This is a genomic window from Scandinavium goeteborgense, assembly GCF_003935895.2.
Taxonomy (GTDB): domain Bacteria; phylum Pseudomonadota; class Gammaproteobacteria; order Enterobacterales; family Enterobacteriaceae; genus Scandinavium; species Scandinavium goeteborgense.
On the sequence record NZ_CP054058.1, the window covers coordinates 4,182,088 to 4,198,651 of the forward strand.

At 57.3% G+C, this 16,564-nt stretch carries 18 protein-coding genes; 14 read left to right on the top strand and 4 right to left on the bottom strand.

Annotated features, from left to right (window positions below; all coding sequences use genetic code 11):
* Window positions 1-150: 150 nt before the first annotated feature.
* Window positions 151-1,653, bottom strand: a complete 1,503-nt coding sequence (gene proP / locus A8O29_RS20760; RefSeq protein ID WP_125351836.1) for a glycine betaine/L-proline transporter ProP — start codon at window positions 1,651-1,653, stop codon at window positions 151-153.
* A gap of 742 nt (window positions 1,654-2,395) precedes the next feature.
* Here proP and kdgT point away from each other — a divergent pair.
* The gene (gene kdgT / locus A8O29_RS20765) at window positions 2,396-3,391 is read left to right on the top strand and encodes a 2-keto-3-deoxygluconate transporter (protein WP_125351837.1); all 996 of its coding nucleotides are present in this window, start codon (window positions 2,396-2,398) and stop codon (window positions 3,389-3,391) included.
* Window positions 3,392-3,414: 23 nt separating this feature from the next.
* Here kdgT and A8O29_RS20770 read toward each other — a convergent pair whose 3' ends face one another.
* Together A8O29_RS20770 and crfC are read right to left on the bottom strand one after the other, a co-directional pair.
* Window positions 3,415-4,287, bottom strand: a complete 873-nt coding sequence (locus A8O29_RS20770; RefSeq protein ID WP_125351838.1) for a diguanylate cyclase regulator RdcB family protein — start codon at window positions 4,285-4,287, stop codon at window positions 3,415-3,417.
* Window positions 4,284-6,629: a clamp-binding protein CrfC gene (gene crfC, locus A8O29_RS20775; protein ID WP_125351839.1), complete on the bottom strand. Its 2,346-nt coding sequence runs from the start codon at window positions 6,627-6,629 to the stop codon at window positions 4,284-4,286. Before crfC ends, A8O29_RS20770 begins: the two co-directional genes overlap by 4 nt.
* 431 nt (window positions 6,630-7,060) lie before the next feature.
* On the opposite strand from crfC, the gene A8O29_RS20780 reads away from it, so the two are divergent.
* The 13 genes from A8O29_RS20780 (at window position 7,061) to phnP (ending at window position 16,190) form a co-directional block, all read left to right on the top strand.
* Complete coding sequence (locus tag A8O29_RS20780) at window positions 7,061-7,396, top strand: zinc ribbon domain-containing protein YjdM (protein WP_125351840.1); 336 nt, start codon at window positions 7,061-7,063, stop codon at window positions 7,394-7,396.
* 157 nt (window positions 7,397-7,553) lie between these two features.
* Window positions 7,554-7,988, top strand: coding sequence for a VOC family metalloprotein YjdN (gene yjdN, locus A8O29_RS20785; protein ID WP_110510976.1), 435 nt, complete (start codon window positions 7,554-7,556; stop codon window positions 7,986-7,988).
* 158 nt (window positions 7,989-8,146) lie between these two features.
* Window positions 8,147-8,872: a phosphonate metabolism transcriptional regulator PhnF gene (phnF, locus tag A8O29_RS20790; RefSeq protein WP_125351866.1), complete on the top strand. Its 726-nt coding sequence runs from the start codon at window positions 8,147-8,149 to the stop codon at window positions 8,870-8,872.
* Window positions 8,873-9,325: a phosphonate C-P lyase system protein PhnG gene (gene phnG, locus A8O29_RS20795; protein ID WP_125351841.1), complete on the top strand. Its 453-nt coding sequence runs from the start codon at window positions 8,873-8,875 to the stop codon at window positions 9,323-9,325.
* Window positions 9,322-9,918, top strand: a complete 597-nt coding sequence (gene phnH, locus A8O29_RS20800) for a phosphonate C-P lyase system protein PhnH (RefSeq protein ID WP_125351842.1) — start codon at window positions 9,322-9,324, stop codon at window positions 9,916-9,918. The genes phnG and phnH overlap by 4 nt, the downstream gene beginning before the upstream one ends.
* Window positions 9,918-10,982 (top strand): carbon-phosphorus lyase complex subunit, encoded by a 1,065-nt coding sequence (locus tag A8O29_RS20805; RefSeq protein WP_125351843.1) that lies wholly within the window; start codon window positions 9,918-9,920, stop codon window positions 10,980-10,982. The genes phnH and A8O29_RS20805 overlap by 1 nt, the downstream gene beginning before the upstream one ends.
* On the top strand, window positions 10,975-11,820 hold the full coding sequence (gene phnJ, locus A8O29_RS20810; RefSeq protein WP_148098765.1) for an alpha-D-ribose 1-methylphosphonate 5-phosphate C-P-lyase PhnJ: 846 nt from the start codon (window positions 10,975-10,977) through the stop codon (window positions 11,818-11,820). Before A8O29_RS20805 ends, phnJ begins: the two co-directional genes overlap by 8 nt.
* On the top strand, window positions 11,817-12,575 hold the full coding sequence (phnK, locus tag A8O29_RS20815) for a phosphonate C-P lyase system protein PhnK (RefSeq protein WP_125351844.1): 759 nt from the start codon (window positions 11,817-11,819) through the stop codon (window positions 12,573-12,575). The genes phnJ and phnK overlap by 4 nt, the downstream gene beginning before the upstream one ends.
* Window positions 12,576-12,585: 10 nt before the next feature.
* Window positions 12,586-13,266, top strand: coding sequence for a phosphonate C-P lyase system protein PhnL (phnL, locus tag A8O29_RS20820; RefSeq protein WP_125351845.1), 681 nt, complete (start codon window positions 12,586-12,588; stop codon window positions 13,264-13,266).
* A complete protein-coding gene (gene phnM, locus A8O29_RS20825; protein WP_125351846.1) occupies window positions 13,263-14,399 on the top strand; it encodes an alpha-D-ribose 1-methylphosphonate 5-triphosphate diphosphatase in 1,137 nt (378 codons plus the stop codon). The genes phnL and phnM overlap by 4 nt, the downstream gene beginning before the upstream one ends.
* On the top strand, window positions 14,399-14,965 hold the full coding sequence (gene phnN / locus A8O29_RS20830; RefSeq protein WP_125351847.1) for a ribose 1,5-bisphosphokinase: 567 nt from the start codon (window positions 14,399-14,401) through the stop codon (window positions 14,963-14,965). The genes phnM and phnN overlap by 1 nt, the downstream gene beginning before the upstream one ends.
* The gene (phnO, locus tag A8O29_RS20835; protein WP_174081411.1) at window positions 14,955-15,386 is read left to right on the top strand and encodes an aminoalkylphosphonate N-acetyltransferase; all 432 of its coding nucleotides are present in this window, start codon (window positions 14,955-14,957) and stop codon (window positions 15,384-15,386) included. Before phnN ends, phnO begins: the two co-directional genes overlap by 11 nt.
* A 45-nt stretch (window positions 15,387-15,431) precedes the next feature.
* Window positions 15,432-16,190: a phosphonate metabolism protein PhnP gene (gene phnP, locus A8O29_RS20840; protein WP_125351849.1), complete on the top strand. Its 759-nt coding sequence runs from the start codon at window positions 15,432-15,434 to the stop codon at window positions 16,188-16,190.
* A 28-nt stretch (window positions 16,191-16,218) separates the two neighbouring features.
* On the opposite strand, the gene A8O29_RS20845 is transcribed toward phnP, so the two are convergent.
* The gene (locus A8O29_RS20845; RefSeq protein ID WP_125351850.1) at window positions 16,219-16,548 is read right to left on the bottom strand and encodes a cupin domain-containing protein; all 330 of its coding nucleotides are present in this window, start codon (window positions 16,546-16,548) and stop codon (window positions 16,219-16,221) included.
* Window positions 16,549-16,564 lie beyond the last annotated feature (16 nt).

The following is a 16,564-nucleotide window of genomic DNA, read 5'->3' on the forward strand; positions in this document are numbered from 1 at the left end:
ACTTTGCAGAGGAATTGTGAGGGCGCTAACTAAATTCGATTCATTTTTTCATGTTAGTTGAAAATTTCGAATCACAAAGAGCGGTAAACTTACAAGCATAAAAAAACGCCTCCCAATGGGAGGCGTTCTCGTAGACGTCACGCTGAAAACTTACTCGTTGATTCGCGGGTGCTGATCGACCAGACGGGTACGTTTTTCCTGCAACGCTTCAATTTCCGCATCAATATCTTCAATTTTATGTTCGATATTGTCGTGGTGCTCTTGCAGAATTTCTTTCGCTTCATGGATGTCAGACGCCGCTGGCGTCGCACCTTTCAGCGGCTGATTAGCGGTTTCTTTCATGGTAATACCGGTCAGCAGACCGATAACCGCAACCACCATCAGGTAGTACGCTGGCATCATCAGATCCTGCGTATATTCCACCAGCCACGCGGCAAGCGTTGGCGTCAGACCGGCAACCAGCACCGAAATGTTAAACGCACTGGCCAGCGCACTGTATCGAATATGCGTCGGGAACATCGCCGGTAGCGACGACGCCATCACGCCGATAAAGCAGTTCAGAATCACCGCCAGCAGCAGCAGCCCGGCGAAAATCAGGGCAACCACATCGCTGTTAATCATGATGAACGCTGGGATTGCACACAGGAACAGCAGCACGCTACCGACCAGGACAAACGGACGACGACCAAAGCGGTCGCTCAGCATCCCGATAATCGGCTGAACAAACAGCATCCCGACCATGATGGCGATGATGATCAGCACGCCGTGGTCTTCTGAATAATGCAGGTTATGCGACAGGTAGCTCGGCATGTAGGTCAGGAGCATGTAGTAGGTGACGTTGGTTGAAATCACCATCCCTACGCAGACCAGCAGCGCGCGCCAGTGTTTCGTCGCAATCTCTTTGAACGACACTTTCGGACCGTCCTGCAGCCCCTGACGGTCGCCCTGCTCCATTTTCTCAATGTGCTGCTGGAACGCAGGCGTCTCTTCCAGAGCGTGTCGCAGATACAGGCCGATAATGCCTAACGGCAGTGCCAGGAAGAACGGCAGACGCCAGCCCCACTCAAGGAAGTTGCTTTCGCCGACAATGGTGGAAATCAATACCACCAGGCCCGCGCCGAGCACGAAGCCTGCAATCGACCCGAAATCGAGCCAGCTGCCCATAAAGCCGCGCTTACGGTCCGGAGAGTATTCCGCAACGAAGATAGACGCGCCGGTGTATTCCCCGCCGACCGAGAAGCCCTGCGCCATCTTACACAACAGCAGCAGAATCGGCGCCCAAATACCAATGGTGGCATACCCGGGTATCAGACCAATACAGAATGTACTGATCGACATAATAATGATGGTTATAGAGAGTATTTTCTGACGACCGTATTTATCGCCGAGCATCCCGAAGAACAGGCCACCCAGTGGACGGATCAGGAAGGGAACAGAGAAGGTCCCTAAAGCAGCAATCATCTGAACGCTAGGGTTAGCGTCCGGGAAGAAGACCTTACCAAGAGCGTAGGCCACAAAACCGTAGACGCCGAAGTCAAACCATTCCATCGCGTTACCGAGCGACGCAGCGGTAATCGCTTTGCGTAGCTTACTGTCGTCGATGATGGTGACATCACGTAGCGTGATCGGCTTAACTTTTTTCCTTTTTAGCATTTTGTCCTCGTTAACTATCGCCGTGAGCGCACGCAGGGGGAGGCAAACACGAAGGTTCGCTTGTGTGCGGTTAGGGAGCGGCGAATTGCTGTGCTCCTCATTTCAAGCGTAGCAGGTTTACTTACACTGGCTGCTCACAGCCTGTACAACCGAACCTGTTGACGCCTGCTCTGGCAGTAAAAGATTCTGACCAAACCCTCAAAGTAGAGCGAAATTTTCATACTTTCCTTTCTTACCCTAACAGTGTTTATATGTGTGATCAACTTCACGGAAAATAATGCTTACTGTTAAGTTGGTTCATAAAACGTCAATAAGTTCATATTGGCGCTAAGTACATTCTTAATCCCGATTCTCTCCAGGCATAAGAAAAATGCCAACCATGCCAGCCTATTAACCAAAAATAAGCCTGAGAATTATTTATTTGCTAACGGTTTATTGTCGACAATTCTTTACATCCAATTCACACCCCATTCATTATTTAAAGCCTCGCCAACATTTCCTCTAAATATGTGATCCAAATAACTAAAACACTGTTTTATTTTCGTTGAATCAATATTCCATTGATCGCATGATATCCCCAACACATCAGCCCTCCGCTGATGAGGTGAAAAAAACCAGGCCACCTCTGCTTAAATTTATTCGTATAAACAAACAGATACCTGACGCATCGTCAGTCAATTTGTTGAACCGTATTCTTTTATGTCTTCCCGGCGCGGGGCGCTGTGGGAAGCGAGGATAGAAAATGAAAATCAAAGCCACGATTGAACGTATTCCCGGTGGAATGATGTTAGTTCCGCTGCTGTTAGGCGCCGTCTTAAATACGCTTGCACCTGATACAGGGAATTATTTCGGTTCGTTCACCAAAGGAATGATTGGCGGTACGGTGCCGATCCTGGCAGTTTGGTTTTTCTGCATTGGGGCGTCGATCGACCTCCGTGCGACCGGTACCGTACTGCGTAAATCTGGCACTCTGGTGCTCACAAAAATTGCCGTCGCGTGGGTCGTGGCGATGATCGCCGCCTCCTTTATCCCGGACGAAGGCATTCAAACCGGCTTCTTCGCCGGGCTGTCGGTACTGGCGCTGGTGTCAGCGATGGACATGACTAACGGCGGGCTGTACGCCAGCCTGATGAATCAGTACGGCTCAAAAGAAGAATCCGGCGCATTCGTGCTGATGTCGCTGGAATCCGGTCCGCTGATGACCATGGTTATCCTCGGTTCCGCAGGCCTCGCCTCCTTTGAAGCGCACCACTTTATCGGCGCTGTGCTGCCGTTCCTGATTGGCTTCACGCTCGGCAACCTCGACCACGATTTCCGCGCCTTCTTCAGCAAAGCGACGCCGGTGCTGATCCCGTTCTTCGGCTTCGCGCTGGGTAACACCATCAACCTGAGCGTAATTATGGACACTGGCCTGCTGGGCATCGTGCTGGGCGTGGCGGTAATCGTTATTACCGGCATCCCGCTGATTATTGCGGACCGCGTGATCGGTGGCGGGAATGGTACAGCGGGTGTGGCAGCCTCGTCTGCCGCAGGGGCCGCGGTGGCGAACCCGGTGATTATTGCGCAGATTAACCCGGCCTTCGAACCGGTTGCCGCATCGGCAACGGCACTGGTGGCAGCGAGCGTGATTGTGACGGCGATTCTGGTGCCAATCATCACCGCGCTGTATGCCAAACGCTTTGGCAACGTTCAGGCGAAACAGCCTGAAGCCGCGGCGGTCGAATCCCTGGATCATTAATGGTTCACTGATCGGCGGGGCCATCAGGCCTCGTCGGTAAACAACTCTTCCAGCATTGCATCAACCAGCCGAGTCGCCGAACACAGACGCGGCATTCCCAGGGCCACCGGTTGCCAGGTTTGCGTCACTGACCAGCACACCGGCTGACGCACCGCGTCACAGCTGCTGCCCAGCCAGGCCAACATCTCTTTGTGATCCATCATGCCTAATGACGTCGGTGACGCCAGCCACTGATGATAAAAATGACGGGTCTCCGTCGCGGCACCGATGCCCTGCGCCAGATACTGCGCCGTCATCGAACGCAAACTGTCTTTCAACAAGCCGCGCACCTCACCGTTCGCCAGCCGCCACGCATCGCCAAACGCACCCCAGCGCAGCTCTTCCAGCGCAATGTAACAGCGCCCGGCCAGCGACCAGCCGTCGTACTGTCCGGCGTGCCAGCGGGTGAACACTTCATCGCTGTGCGACCCGGATTCCACCATCAGCCCGCGCTGCGTCAGCGCCCGCTGTTTATGTTCGGCCCGCTGGCTGAACTGCTCGCTCACCAGGCCAAACTGCTGGCGCAGCTCTGGCGAACTGTGGCTTTTGCTCTGTAATTGTTGCAGGTAACGGCTCATGCGCGTCAACGCCAGATGACCGGGGTCAAACTGACTGGCGAGTTTTTCCGCTAACCCGAGGCGCATTGCCGGGTTCTCGCTAAACAGGCCCGCCACCGACCACGGGCGCAGCTGCGTTTGCGCCACGATTTCATTCATCAGGCGTTCGCGAAACTGCTGTTGTTGCGGGGCAAGCGTATGCTGACGCGGGTTTTCAATGCCCAGCACCAGATCCACCATAAATCGGGCATGGAGAGATTCCAGCATCCGTCCTGGCCCCTCCAGCAATCGCGTGTTCATCTCTGTTCAGCCGCAAAAAGGGTTTGAATATCATCGCGCAACAGGCGCGCATCCTCTTCAATCCAGCGCACCGTGGCCAGGCACTGAGCAAGCTGCAGGCAAAGGGCGTTAACCGTGGACTGATGCTGTTGGCGCAAAGAGAGACTTTCCTGCAAATTTTTCTGCAAGCCGCTTAGGCTCTGTGAAAACTCCGCAAAGAACGTCACCATTCCCGCCGTAACAGAGACATCGACTTGCGCGGCTAAAGCTTTAAGGATTTGTGAGCAGAAGGTTGAAATACTCACGACGATGCGCTCCTTAATCGCGTTAACATCAATGATGTAACGCGTTTTAGTCATCACATAATCGTCCCAGCCCCAGCCGGGATTGTTCAGCCAGCGGCTAATGGAATCGCGCATCCCGCCGCGCTGGCTGCCCAACGGCAGGTCTTCAGTGGCAATCGTCCCGTTAAACCACTGCGGCATAGTGATTTGCAGCGAACCGGACTGAAACACCGGCAGCGATATCCGCGTGCGGAACCCGGCGCGGTGCAGTTCTTCCTTCACATGGGATTCAATCGGCTTCAGGGCGTCATCCAGCGAACGACTGAGCGACGTTTCGAGTTGGCCAAAACGCAGCGACAGCTCGCGGATAATACTTTGCTGACAGGCAAACACCGTGCCTTCACAGTCAGCGCGAATAATTCCGAGCAGCCGGTTGGCCTGCTCCTCATCATCAAGCACGATTTCGCCGCTCTCATCATGCTGCGACCACTGCAAATCCGCCCCGTTGGCGAGGCTCATCATTTGCAGATTGTCCGCGCTAAAGCGGCTGTCGATCAGCGCTAAAATCTCACTTTGCTGCCCGGCGATAAACGATTCTGCGGCCTCCATCGCCTGTTCCACTTCGTGGCTAATTTCTTCGCTCACCACACGCTGACGCACCTCGAACTGCGCCATATCTTCTTCGAGACGAGCGATATTGTCCTGTAACTGCTCGGCGGCGACGGTCAGCCCTTGCAGGCGAAACTCCAGAAAATCCCGGGCGCTTTGCGCGTAGTTCAGCAACTTGTGCGAAGCGGAACGCAGGGCGAACAGCGAGGCGTTGGCGTGCGCGGCGTGCAGCAGCATGTTGATCGGTTTTTCAAACAGTGAGTCTTCCCACAGCAAATCGGCGGCGTGGCGAATATGAGGCACGTCAGCCAGATCGGCGGTGCGCCAGCGGCGGCCAAGCGCCGCTTCGGCAAAATCCTGCACCCAGCGCTGCTCTTGCGGGTCGGGTAATCTGCCGTGCACGGTCAGCTCATGGCGCGCCCGATTGGCGAGGTAACCCCACATCGACGACACCGGGTAGATCTGCCCCGGATGGATAAAGCCCTTCATCAGCGTGCCGGAGATCATCGCCCGGACCTGATCTTCATCGTCGCTGTTTCGGTCCTTCTGATCGAATTTGTTCACCAGCGCGTACAGCGGCACCGACTTGCTGACCGCCGCAATCGCCTGGCGCACTTCCTGATCGGAAATGGATTTGAGCTGGGTGTAATCCATCACCGCCAGCACCGCCGAGGCGCGGGCCAGTTGCTCGCTGAGCATTTTTTGCAGATGCGGCTGTCCGGCTTCGTTCGGCCCGGGCGTGTCCAGCAGCGTCAACTGGCCTGCATTTTCACCCAGTCCGGCCAGATGCACGAACTCCACCTCAATCACCGGAATATGTTCAATCGAGGCGTAATCGGCAAAAGGAAAGTCGACGTCCATTGCTCGGGAAAGACGAACCAGATCGTTCAGGCTTTTCAGACACTGGAATATCGGCTGCGCCCCGAGATAATGTTTTTCAAAAGCCACGCCGCCAATAATACGCTCGAGCAGGGCGTTCATGTCTTTATCCATTTCGAGCTTGAGCGCAAGTTTAGCCCGGTCAACGCGACGAAGTTTATCCTGTAATTCATGCATTAAGCGTTCAATGGGCTTAGCATGAATAAAATTAAGACCCGGTTCTTTCTGACCCGGCGTATGGCGAATAAGCGTGGGCAATGCGGTCATCGGCCGGTTGCGGTTAGGCAAAACCTCCGTTCCAACGATGGCATTAATGGTGGTGGATTTCCCCGCTTTCATGGTGCCAACAATCGCCAACACCATTTCCAGACGGGTAATTTTACGCAGCTCGTTATTCAGCGTGTCCGGCTGCATCGCCAATAAATGGCTTCCAGAATGACGGCCATGCGAGCCCCCAGGCGCGTCAGGCATAGCCTGCGCACCGCTCAGCATGTTACCCGGAAGCCCATTCACGGTATCGAGATGTCGTAATGCCAGCTGCAGCAAGCGCTCAGCTTCCTGACTCAATTCAAATATTGTCTGTGTGTACATGGTTAAAGTATTCCCTTAACGCAAATTTTATAAATTTTATTTGTCAGACTTTTTTATATCCGGATTTTATTTTTTATATAATTATCCGTTCCACGAAAGAAAGCGCAGTACGTAAAAAAACCAGGAGATATAGAGATTAGCGCCATAAACAGCATATCGGCAGGATATATTGCATATAAATTTCCTGGCGAAATAGAGTAAATAAGTGAGCGCTGGGTAATAATCAGAAATACGATCTTCAACATAACGCAAACTGCATTACTCGGCAATTTCGAAACATAAAAAATTGTACAGCGTGACGTAAGCGGTACAGGCTGGCGGTTAAATAGTCCCGACAACCGTAAGGACATGCGGTATAATGAGTCATACTTTTAGCGCTCAGCGGCGGTTTGCACGGTCTGTGGCGCATTTTCAATTATTACGAGGTTCCTATGTCTCTGCCACACTGCCCAAAATGCAATTCCGAATACACCTATGAAGACAGCGGCATGTTCATCTGCCCTGAGTGCGCCCACGAGTGGAACGACGCAGAGCCTTCTCAGGACAGCGACGAGCTTATCGTCAAAGATGCCAATGGCAACCTGCTGGCCGACGGCGACAGCGTGACCGTGGTAAAAGATCTGAAGGTTAAAGGCAGCTCTACGATGCTGAAAATCGGCACCAAAGTGAAGAATATCCGCCTCGTTGAAGGCGATCACAACATCGACTGCAAAATTGACGGTTTTGGCCCAATGAAGCTGAAATCTGAGTTCGTTAAAAAGAACTGATCCCGCGCCATATCGCCCGGCGGCGCTTCGCTTGCCGGGCCTACATAGCGTCGTAGGCCCGGTAAGCAGAGCGCCACCGGGCAAAAACCTACCGCTTGGTTATATTAACGCATCGTAACTATAGTTATCGGGGTACCCACTTTCCGAGGTTATGGTTATGCCGTTAAGTCCCTACATCTCTTTTTCCGGCAACTGCGCCGAAGCCCATGCTTTTTATCAAAAGGCGTTAAACGCTGAACTGGGCTACACAATCACCTTTGGCGAAATGCCAAAATCCGATCAGAACAGCGAAGAAGGCTGCCCGTCCGGCATGGTCTTTCCACCCGAGGCTATCGCCCACTCCAACGTTCGCATTGCGGGCAGCGAGATAATGATGAGCGACGGCATGACCGGCAGCGTCAGCTATTCCGGCTTTACGCTGGTGCTCGACACCCAGGACGTCAACGAAGGGAAAGGCTGGTTCGATGCCCTCGCCGAGGGCGGAAAAATCGAAATGGACTGGCAGGAAACCTTCTGGGCACACGGATTTGGCAAAGTCACCGATAAATTCGGCGTGCCGTGGATGATCAACGTCGTCAAACAACCGCAGTAATTTCCCCCCAGGGCGGCCCGCTCCGCCCTGTCACACGCCCGACGCCAACTCTTCATCGTTCAGTCACCGCGCCTTAACCGGAGTGTCATATTGCCGCGTCACTCTATCGGCAGTTTTCACTCAACCGCGATACTGACGTTGAAGAGGTCTTCCATATGATGCACTTGTCCAGACATCCGACCAGTTACCCGACGCGCTACGAAGAGATTGCCGCCAGGCTCGAACAGGAGCTGCGCAGCCAGTACCGCTGCGGCGACTACCTTCCCGCCGAACATCAGCTTGCCGCCCGCTTTGACGTCAATCGCCACACTCTGCGCCGCGCTATCGATCAGCTGGTTGAGAAAGGCTGGGTGCAGCGTCGTCAAGGCGTCGGCGTGCTGGTGCTGATGCGTCCGTTCGACTATCCGCTCAACGCTCAGGCGCGTTTTAGCCAGAACCTGCTCGACCAGGGCAGCCACCCGACCAGCGAAAAACTGCTGTCGGTCCTGCGCCCGGCCTCCGGTCACGTGGCCGATGCGCTGGGTATTCAGGAAGGCGACAACGTCATCCACCTGCGCACCCTGCGCCGCGTCAACGGCGTCGCGCTGTGCATTATCGATCACTACTTTTCCGACATGCGTTTCTGGCCCGCGCTTCAGCGCTTTAACAGCGGTTCGCTGCACGATTTTCTGCGTGAAGAACTGGCCCTCGCCCTGACCCGCACCCAAACGCGGATCAGCGCCCGCCGCGCCCAGGCCAAAGAGAGCAAGGTGCTGGAAATCCCGAACATGGCGCCGCTGCTTTGCGTGCGCACCCTGAACCATCGTGAAGGCGACGTTAACGCGGCGGAATACTCCGTCAGCCTGACCCGCGCCGACATGATTGAATTCACAATGGAGCACTGAATGCCTTTCGATACCGCCACTCGTCAGCGCTGGATGTCGGCGCTGACCCACAGCCAACCTGCCGAACTTGCCACCCGCATGCAGGCACTGAAGCTCTCGCCGGAGTATGAAATCCTCCGCGCGCCGGAAAGCGGCCTGGTACAAATCCAGGCGCGGATGGGCGCCACCGGTTCACGATTCTTCGCCGGAGACGCCACCCTGACCCGCGCCACCGTGCGGTTGAACGACGGCACGCTGGGCTACAGCTGGGTGCTGGGCCGCGATAAAGCCCACGCCGAACGCTGCGCGGCAATCGACGCCCTGCTGCAAACCCATGCCCATTTTCAAACCCTGATGGAAACCCTGATTGCCCCGCTGGAAGCCGAGCGCGAGGCCCGCATTGCCGCGCGCCATGCCGAAGTGAATGCCAGCCGGGTGGACTTCTTTACCTTAGTGCGTGGAGACAACGCATGACCCTGACTTCAGAACTCAAGACCGCGTTCCCTCATCCTGTGCAGGATGCCCAGCACAGCTTCCGTCGTCTGCTGAAAGCCATGAGCGAGCCGGGCGTGATTGTGTCGATGCATCAGCATAAACACGGCTGGCAGCCGCTCTCTCCGGCGACCACCAGCGTGCTGCTGACTCTGGCGGATAACGACACCCCGGTGTGGCTGTCGGCCTCCGTTGATAACGACATCGCGCGTCAGAACCTGCGTTTTCACATCAACGCGCCACTGGTCGAACAGCCACAGCACGCGCTGTTTGCCGTCACCGACGCGTCGATCAGCGCCGAACAGCTGAATGCTCTGTCGGCGGGCAGCGCGATTGCACCGGAAACCAGCGCCACCCTGATTGTGCAGCTCAGCAGCTTGAGCGGGGGCCGGATGCTGCGCCTGACCGGGGCCGGGATCAACGAAGAACGGATGATTGCCCCGCAGCTGCCGGAATGCATTCTTCACGAATTGACCGAACGCCCGCACCCGTTCCCGCTGGGCGTGGACCTGATCCTGACCTGCGGCGACCGCCTGCTGGCGATCCCGCGCACCACTCATGTGGAGGTGTGCTGATGTACGTCGCCGTCAAAGGGGGCGAAAAGGCCATCGACGCCGCGCACGCCCTCCAGGAACAAAAACGTCGCGGTGACGCACAGTTGCCCGAGCTGACCGTCGCGCAAATTGAACAACAGCTGAATCTGGCCGTCGATCGCGTGATGACCGAAGGCGGCATCGCCGACCGCGAGCTGGCGGCTCTGGCGCTGAAACAGGCTAGCGGCGATAACGTCGAAGCCATTTTCCTGCTGCGCGCCTATCGCACCACCCTCCCGCGCCTGGCGGTGAGCGAGCCGATTAACACCGCAGAAATGCGCCTCGAACGCCGAATCTCTGCGGTTTACAAAGACGTGCCCGGTGGTCAGCTGCTCGGCCCGACGTACGATTACACCCACCGCCTGCTGGATTTTACGCTGCTGGCCAACGGTGAAACGCCGGAGGTTGCCATCAGCGATGAGCCACCCGCCGCGTCACCGCATGTGTTCAGCCTGCTGACTCGCCAGGGACTGGCGAAGGTGGAGGAAGATGCCGGTGAAACGCCGGACGACATCACCCGCACGCCGCCGGTGTATCCGTGCTCCCGCGCGTCACGTTTACAACAACTGATGCGCGGCGATGAAGGCTATCTGCTGGCGATGGCCTACTCCACGCAGCGCGGTTATGGGCGCAATCACCCTTTTGCCGGGGAAATCCGCAGCGGCCACATTGAGGTGGAAATCGTACCGGAAGAGTTAGGTTTTGCAGTGAACGTCGGCGAACTGCTGATGACTGAATGCGAAATGGTGAACGGTTTTGTCTCGCCTGACGAGCAGGCCCCGCACTTCACTCGCGGCTACGGCCTGGTGTTCGGCCTGAGCGAACGTAAAGCGATGGCGATGGCGCTGATGGACCGCGCGCTGCAAGCCCCGGACTACGACGAACACATCGCCGGCCCGGCGCAGGACGAAGAGTTTGTGCTGGCCCACGCCGATAACGTCGAAGCCGCCGGGTTCGTCTCGCACCTCAAACTGCCTCACTACGTCGATTTCCAGGCCGAACTGGAACTGCTCAAACGCCTGCAACAGGAGCGCAATCGTGGCTAATCTCAGCGGTTATAACTTCGCGTATCTCGACGAACAGACCAAGCGCATGATCCGCCGCGCCATTCTGAAAGCCGTTGCGATCCCCGGCTATCAGGTGCCGTTCGGCGGGCGTGAAATGCCGATGCCGTACGGCTGGGGCACCGGCGGCATTCAGCTCACCGCCAGCGTGATCGGCGAAGCCGACGTGTTAAAAGTGATCGACCAGGGCGCCGACGACACCACCAACGCCGTGTCGATTCGCAACTTCTTCAAACGCGTCACCGGGGTGAACACCACCGAAAAAACCGAAGACGCGACGCTGATCCAGACCCGCCACCGGATCCCGGAAATGCCGCTGACCGAAGATCAGATCCTGATCTTCCAGGTGCCGATCCCGGAGCCACTGCGCTTTATCGAGCCGCGCGAAACCGAAACCCGCACCATGCACGCGCTGGAGGAGTACGGCGTGATGCAGGTGAAACTGTACGAAGACATCGCCCGTTTCGGCCATATCGCCACCACCTACGCCTATCCGGTGAAGGTCAACGATCGCTACGTGATGGATCCGTCGCCGATCCCGAAATTCGATAACCCGAAAATGGACCGAATGCCTGCGCTGCAACTGTTCGGGGCCGGACGCGAAAAACGTATTTACGCCGTACCGCCGTACACCAAAGTGGAAAGCCTCGATTTCGACGATCACCCGTTCACCGTGCAGGCCTGGGACGAGCCCTGCGCCATCTGCGGTTCGCGCCACAGTTATCTCGACGAAGTAGTTCTCGATGACACTGGCAAACGGATGTTTGTCTGCTCCGATACCGATTACTGCCGCCAACAGAGCGAGGCGTTAAGCCAATGAATCAGCCGTTACTTTCGGTCAACAACCTGACCCATCTTTATGCGCCGGGCAAAGGCTTCAGCGACGTGTCGTTCGACCTGTGGCCAGGCGAAGTGCTGGGCATCGTCGGGGAATCCGGCTCCGGCAAAACCACGCTGCTGAAGTCGATTTCCGCCCGCCTTGCGCCGCAGCAGGGTGACGTGATGTACGAAAACCAGTCGCTGTATGGCATGTCGGAAGGCGAACGCCGCCGCCTGCTGCGCACCGAGTGGGGCGTGGTGCATCAGCATCCTATGGACGGCCTGCGTCGTCAGGTGTCGGCGGGCGGCAACATCGGTGAACGCCTGATGGCGACCGGCGCGCGCCATTACGGCCACATCCGCGAAACCGCCGCGCAGTGGCTGGAGGCGGTGGAAATCCCGCCGTCGCGCATTGATGAACTGCCGACCACTTTTTCCGGCGGCATGCAGCAGCGTCTGCAAATCGCCCGCAATCTGGTGACGCACCCGAAGCTGGTGTTTATGGACGAACCGACCGGCGGCCTGGACGTGTCGGTGCAGGCGCGTTTGCTCGACCTGCTGCGCGGCCTGGTGGTGGAACTGGATCTGGCGGTGGTGATCGTCACCCATGATTTGGGCGTCGCTCGCCTGCTGGCGGACCGTCTGATGGTGATGAAAGAGGGCCGGGTGGTGGAAAGTGGATTAACCGACCGCGTGCTCGACGACCCGCTTCATCCGTACACCCAACTGCTGGTTTCCTCCGTTTTGCAGAACTAAGGATTTGACTATGATTCGCGTTGAAAACCTGAGTAAAACCTTCGTCCTGCATCACCAGAACGGCATCCATCTGCCGGTGTTGTACAAAGCGGAACTGACGGTGAACGCCGGAGAATGCGTGGTGCTGCACGGTCATTCCGGCAGCGGAAAATCGACGTTGCTGCGCTCGCTGTACGCCAACTATTTGCCAGATGAAGGCCATATCCACATCAAACACGGCGATGAATGGGTCGACTTGGTTACCGCCCCGGCGCGCAAAGTGCTGGAAGTGCGCAAAGGCACCATCGGCTGGGTCAGCCAGTTCCTGCGCGTTATCCCGCGTATTTCCGCTCTCGACGTGGTGATGCAGCCGCTACTAGATTTAGGCGTTTCAAAAGACGAATGCCGTGCCAAAGCCACCAGCCTGCTGACGCGCCTCAACGTGCCTGAACGTCTGTGGCACCTGGCACCGTCGACGTTTTCCGGCGGTGAACAGCAGCGCGTGAACATCGCCCGCGGCTTCGTGGTCGACTACCCGATTCTGCTGCTCGACGAACCCACCGCCTCGCTGGATGACAAAAACAGCGCCGCCGTGGTTGAGCTTATCGACGAAGCCAAAGCGCGTGGCGCGGCCATCGTCGGCATTTTCCATGATGAAGCGGTGCGTAATCGCGTCGCTGACCGCCTGCACCCGATGGGAGCCGCAGCATGATTATCAACAACGTGAAATTAGTGCTCGAAGATGAAGTCGTTCACGGCTCGGTCGACGTACAGGATGGCGTGATCCGCACGTTTGCTGAAACCCAGAGCCAAAGCCCGCAGGCGATGGACGGCGAAGGCGGTTGGCTGCTGCCGGGGTTGATTGAGCTGCATACCGATAATCTGGATAAATTCTTCACCCCGCGCCCGAAAGTGGACTGGCCTGCACATTCCGCCATGAGCAGCCACGACGCGCTGATGGTGGCAAGCGGTATCACCACGGTGCTGGACGCAGTCGCCATCGGCGACGTGCGCGACGGCGGCGATCGTCTGGAAAACTTAGAGAAGATGATCAACGCCGTGGAAGACACGCAGAAACGCGGCCTCAACCGCGCCGAGCACCGTCTGCACCTGCGCTGTGAGCTGCCGCACTTCACCACCCTGCCGCTGTTCGAAAAGCTGGTCGACCGCGAACTGGTGTCGCTGGTGTCGTTGATGGACCACTCGCCGGGCCAGCGTCAGTACGCCGACCGCTCAAAATATCGCGATTACTATCAGGGCAAATACCATCTAACCGACGAGCAAATGGTGCGCTTTGAAGAAGATCAGCTTCAGCTTGCCGCCGAATGGTCGCAGCCAAACCGGATGGCGATTTCACAGGTCTGCCGCACGCGCCATATTGCGCTTGCAAGCCACGATGATGCGACCCACGAACATGTCGTCGAATCGTTTGATATTGGCAGCGTGATCGCAGAATTTCCCACCACGTTCGAGGCCGCAGAGTCTTCACGCCAGCATGGGATGAACGTGCTGATGGGCGCGCCAAACATCGTGCGCGGCGGTTCGCACTCCGGCAACGTCGCGGCCCATGACCTCGCCTCACGCGGGCTGCTGGATATTCTCTCCTCGGATTATTACCCCGCCAGCCTGCTCGATGCGGCCTTCCGCATCGCCGACGACGAGCGCAACGCCTACAGCCTGGCGCAGGCCGTGCATCTGGTGACACGCAACCCGGCGAGGGCGCTGAACTTGTCTGACCGCGGCATCATCGCTGAGGGCAAACGCGCAGACCTGGTGCTGGTGCACCGCAAAGGCGAGCACGTGCATATCGACCACGTGTGGCGCCAGGGCAAGAGGGTCTTCTGATGACGGGACGGCTTATCTGGTTGGTCGGCCCGTCTGGGTCCGGGAAGGACAGCCTGCTGGCGGCGCTTCGTCAGCGGGAACACGCGCAAATGCTGGTCGCGCATCGCTACATCACCCGCCCGGCAAGCGCCGGGAGTGAGAACCATATTGCGCTCAGCGAACACGAGTTTTTCACCCGCGCCGAACGCCAGTTATTCGCCCTGAGCTGGCACGCCAACACGCTGTATTACGGCGTCGGCATTGAAATCGACGTCTGGCTACACGCCGGATTTGACGTGGTGGTAAACGGTTCGCGCGCGCATCTGCCGCAGGCCAAAGCCCGCTACGCCGACGCGCTGCTGCCGGTGTGTTTGCAGGTTTCGCCGGACGTGCTGCGCCAGCGCCTGGAGCAGCGCGGGCGTGAAACGGAAAAAGAGATTGACCTGCGTCTGGAAAGGGCCGCGCGTTATCCGCTCAGCGACGGTTTGATGCTGAACAACGACGGCAGTCTGCTACAGTCTGTGGAAACCTTTATGCGCCTGATCCGCGCCCACGGTAACCAGAAAGAGAGCCAGCATGCCCTGTGAACTTCGCCCCGCTACGCCCGCTGACACCGACGCTGTGTACGGGCTTATCTGCGAGCTAAAACAGAAAGAATACGACCGACAGACCTTCGCGGCGGGCTTTGCCGCGAATCTGAATAACCCAAGCCAGTGCTATCAGCTGGCCCTGGTGAACAATGAAATCGTGGGGCTGATTGGCCTGCAAATGATGTTTCCGCTGAACCTCAACTGCTGGATTGGCGAAATTCAGGAGCTGGTCATTCTGCCGCAAATGCGCGGCCTGAACATCGGCCAGCAGCTGCTGACCTGGGCGGAAGAAGAAGCCCGCCAGCGCGGCGCAAGTCTGATGGAGCTGTCGAGCGGCAAAGTTCGCACCGACGCGCACCGCTTTTACCTGCGCGAAGGCTATCAGCAGAGCCATTTCCGTTTCAAAAAAATGCTGTAGGCCCGGCAAACGCCATGCTGCCGGGCGCTTTCTGAGGAATGAAATATGACTCTGACCCTTCGCCTGACCGGCACCGGCGGCGCACAGCTGGTGCCAGTGTTTGGCTGTGACTGTGCGGCATGTCGTCGCGCCCGACAGGACGAAACCCACCGCCGTCGCCCGTGCAGCGGCGAAGTGCGCTACAACGACGCGCTGACGCTACTGGACGCAGGCATTCCTGACCTGATGGATCATCACCCGGCAGGCAGTTTTCAGCAGTTTTTACTCACCCACTATCATATGGATCATGTGCAGGGCCTGTTCCCGCTGCGCTGGGGCGTGGGGGACACGATCCCGGTTTATGGCCCGCCGGATGAACAGGGCTGCGATGATTTATTCAAACACCCCGGCCTGCTCGATTTCAGCCATACCGTTGAGCCGTTTGTGGTGTTTGAATTGCAGGGATTACGGGTCACGCCGCTGCCGCTCACCCATTCAAAGCTGACCTTCGGTTATCTGCTGGAATCCGCCCACAGCCGGGTGGCATGGCTGTCCGATACCGCCGGACTGCCGGATAAAACGCTGAAATTTCTGCTGAACAATCATCCGCAGGTGATGATCATCGACTGCAGCTACGCGCCAAAAGCCGAGCCGCCGCGCAATCATTGCGATCTGAATACGGTGCTGGCGATCAACGCGATCGTCCGCTGCCCGCGCGTCATTCTGACGCATATCAGCCATCAGTTTGATGTGTGGCTAATGAATAACCCGCTGCCGGAAGGCGTTGAAGCCGGGTTTGACGGAATGGAGATCGTGCTGGATTAGCGCCCGACGATACGCCGGGCAGGCAGGATTATTTTGCGAGGACCGCCATCAGGTCCTGACGCGACGGCGACCAGGCGGTCAGCACTACGCCCGGCGCCTCCGGGTGACAGGTAATGTTATGCGGCTGGTTCGGGGGCACGCGCATGGCTTCGCCAGCTCGCAGCGTGGTCACCTCACCATCACACATAAAATCGAGTACCCCGCTCACCACATAATTCACTTCTTCGTGCGGATGCTGATGAACGCTTGCCACCGCACCCGCCGGGAGAACCAGTTCCGCTAACGTCATTTCGTCACTGTTACTGAGGATCTGGATAGCTACATCGCCAAAGTGCAGCGTATTGTCCTGTTTGCTCATCGTCACACCTTCCTGT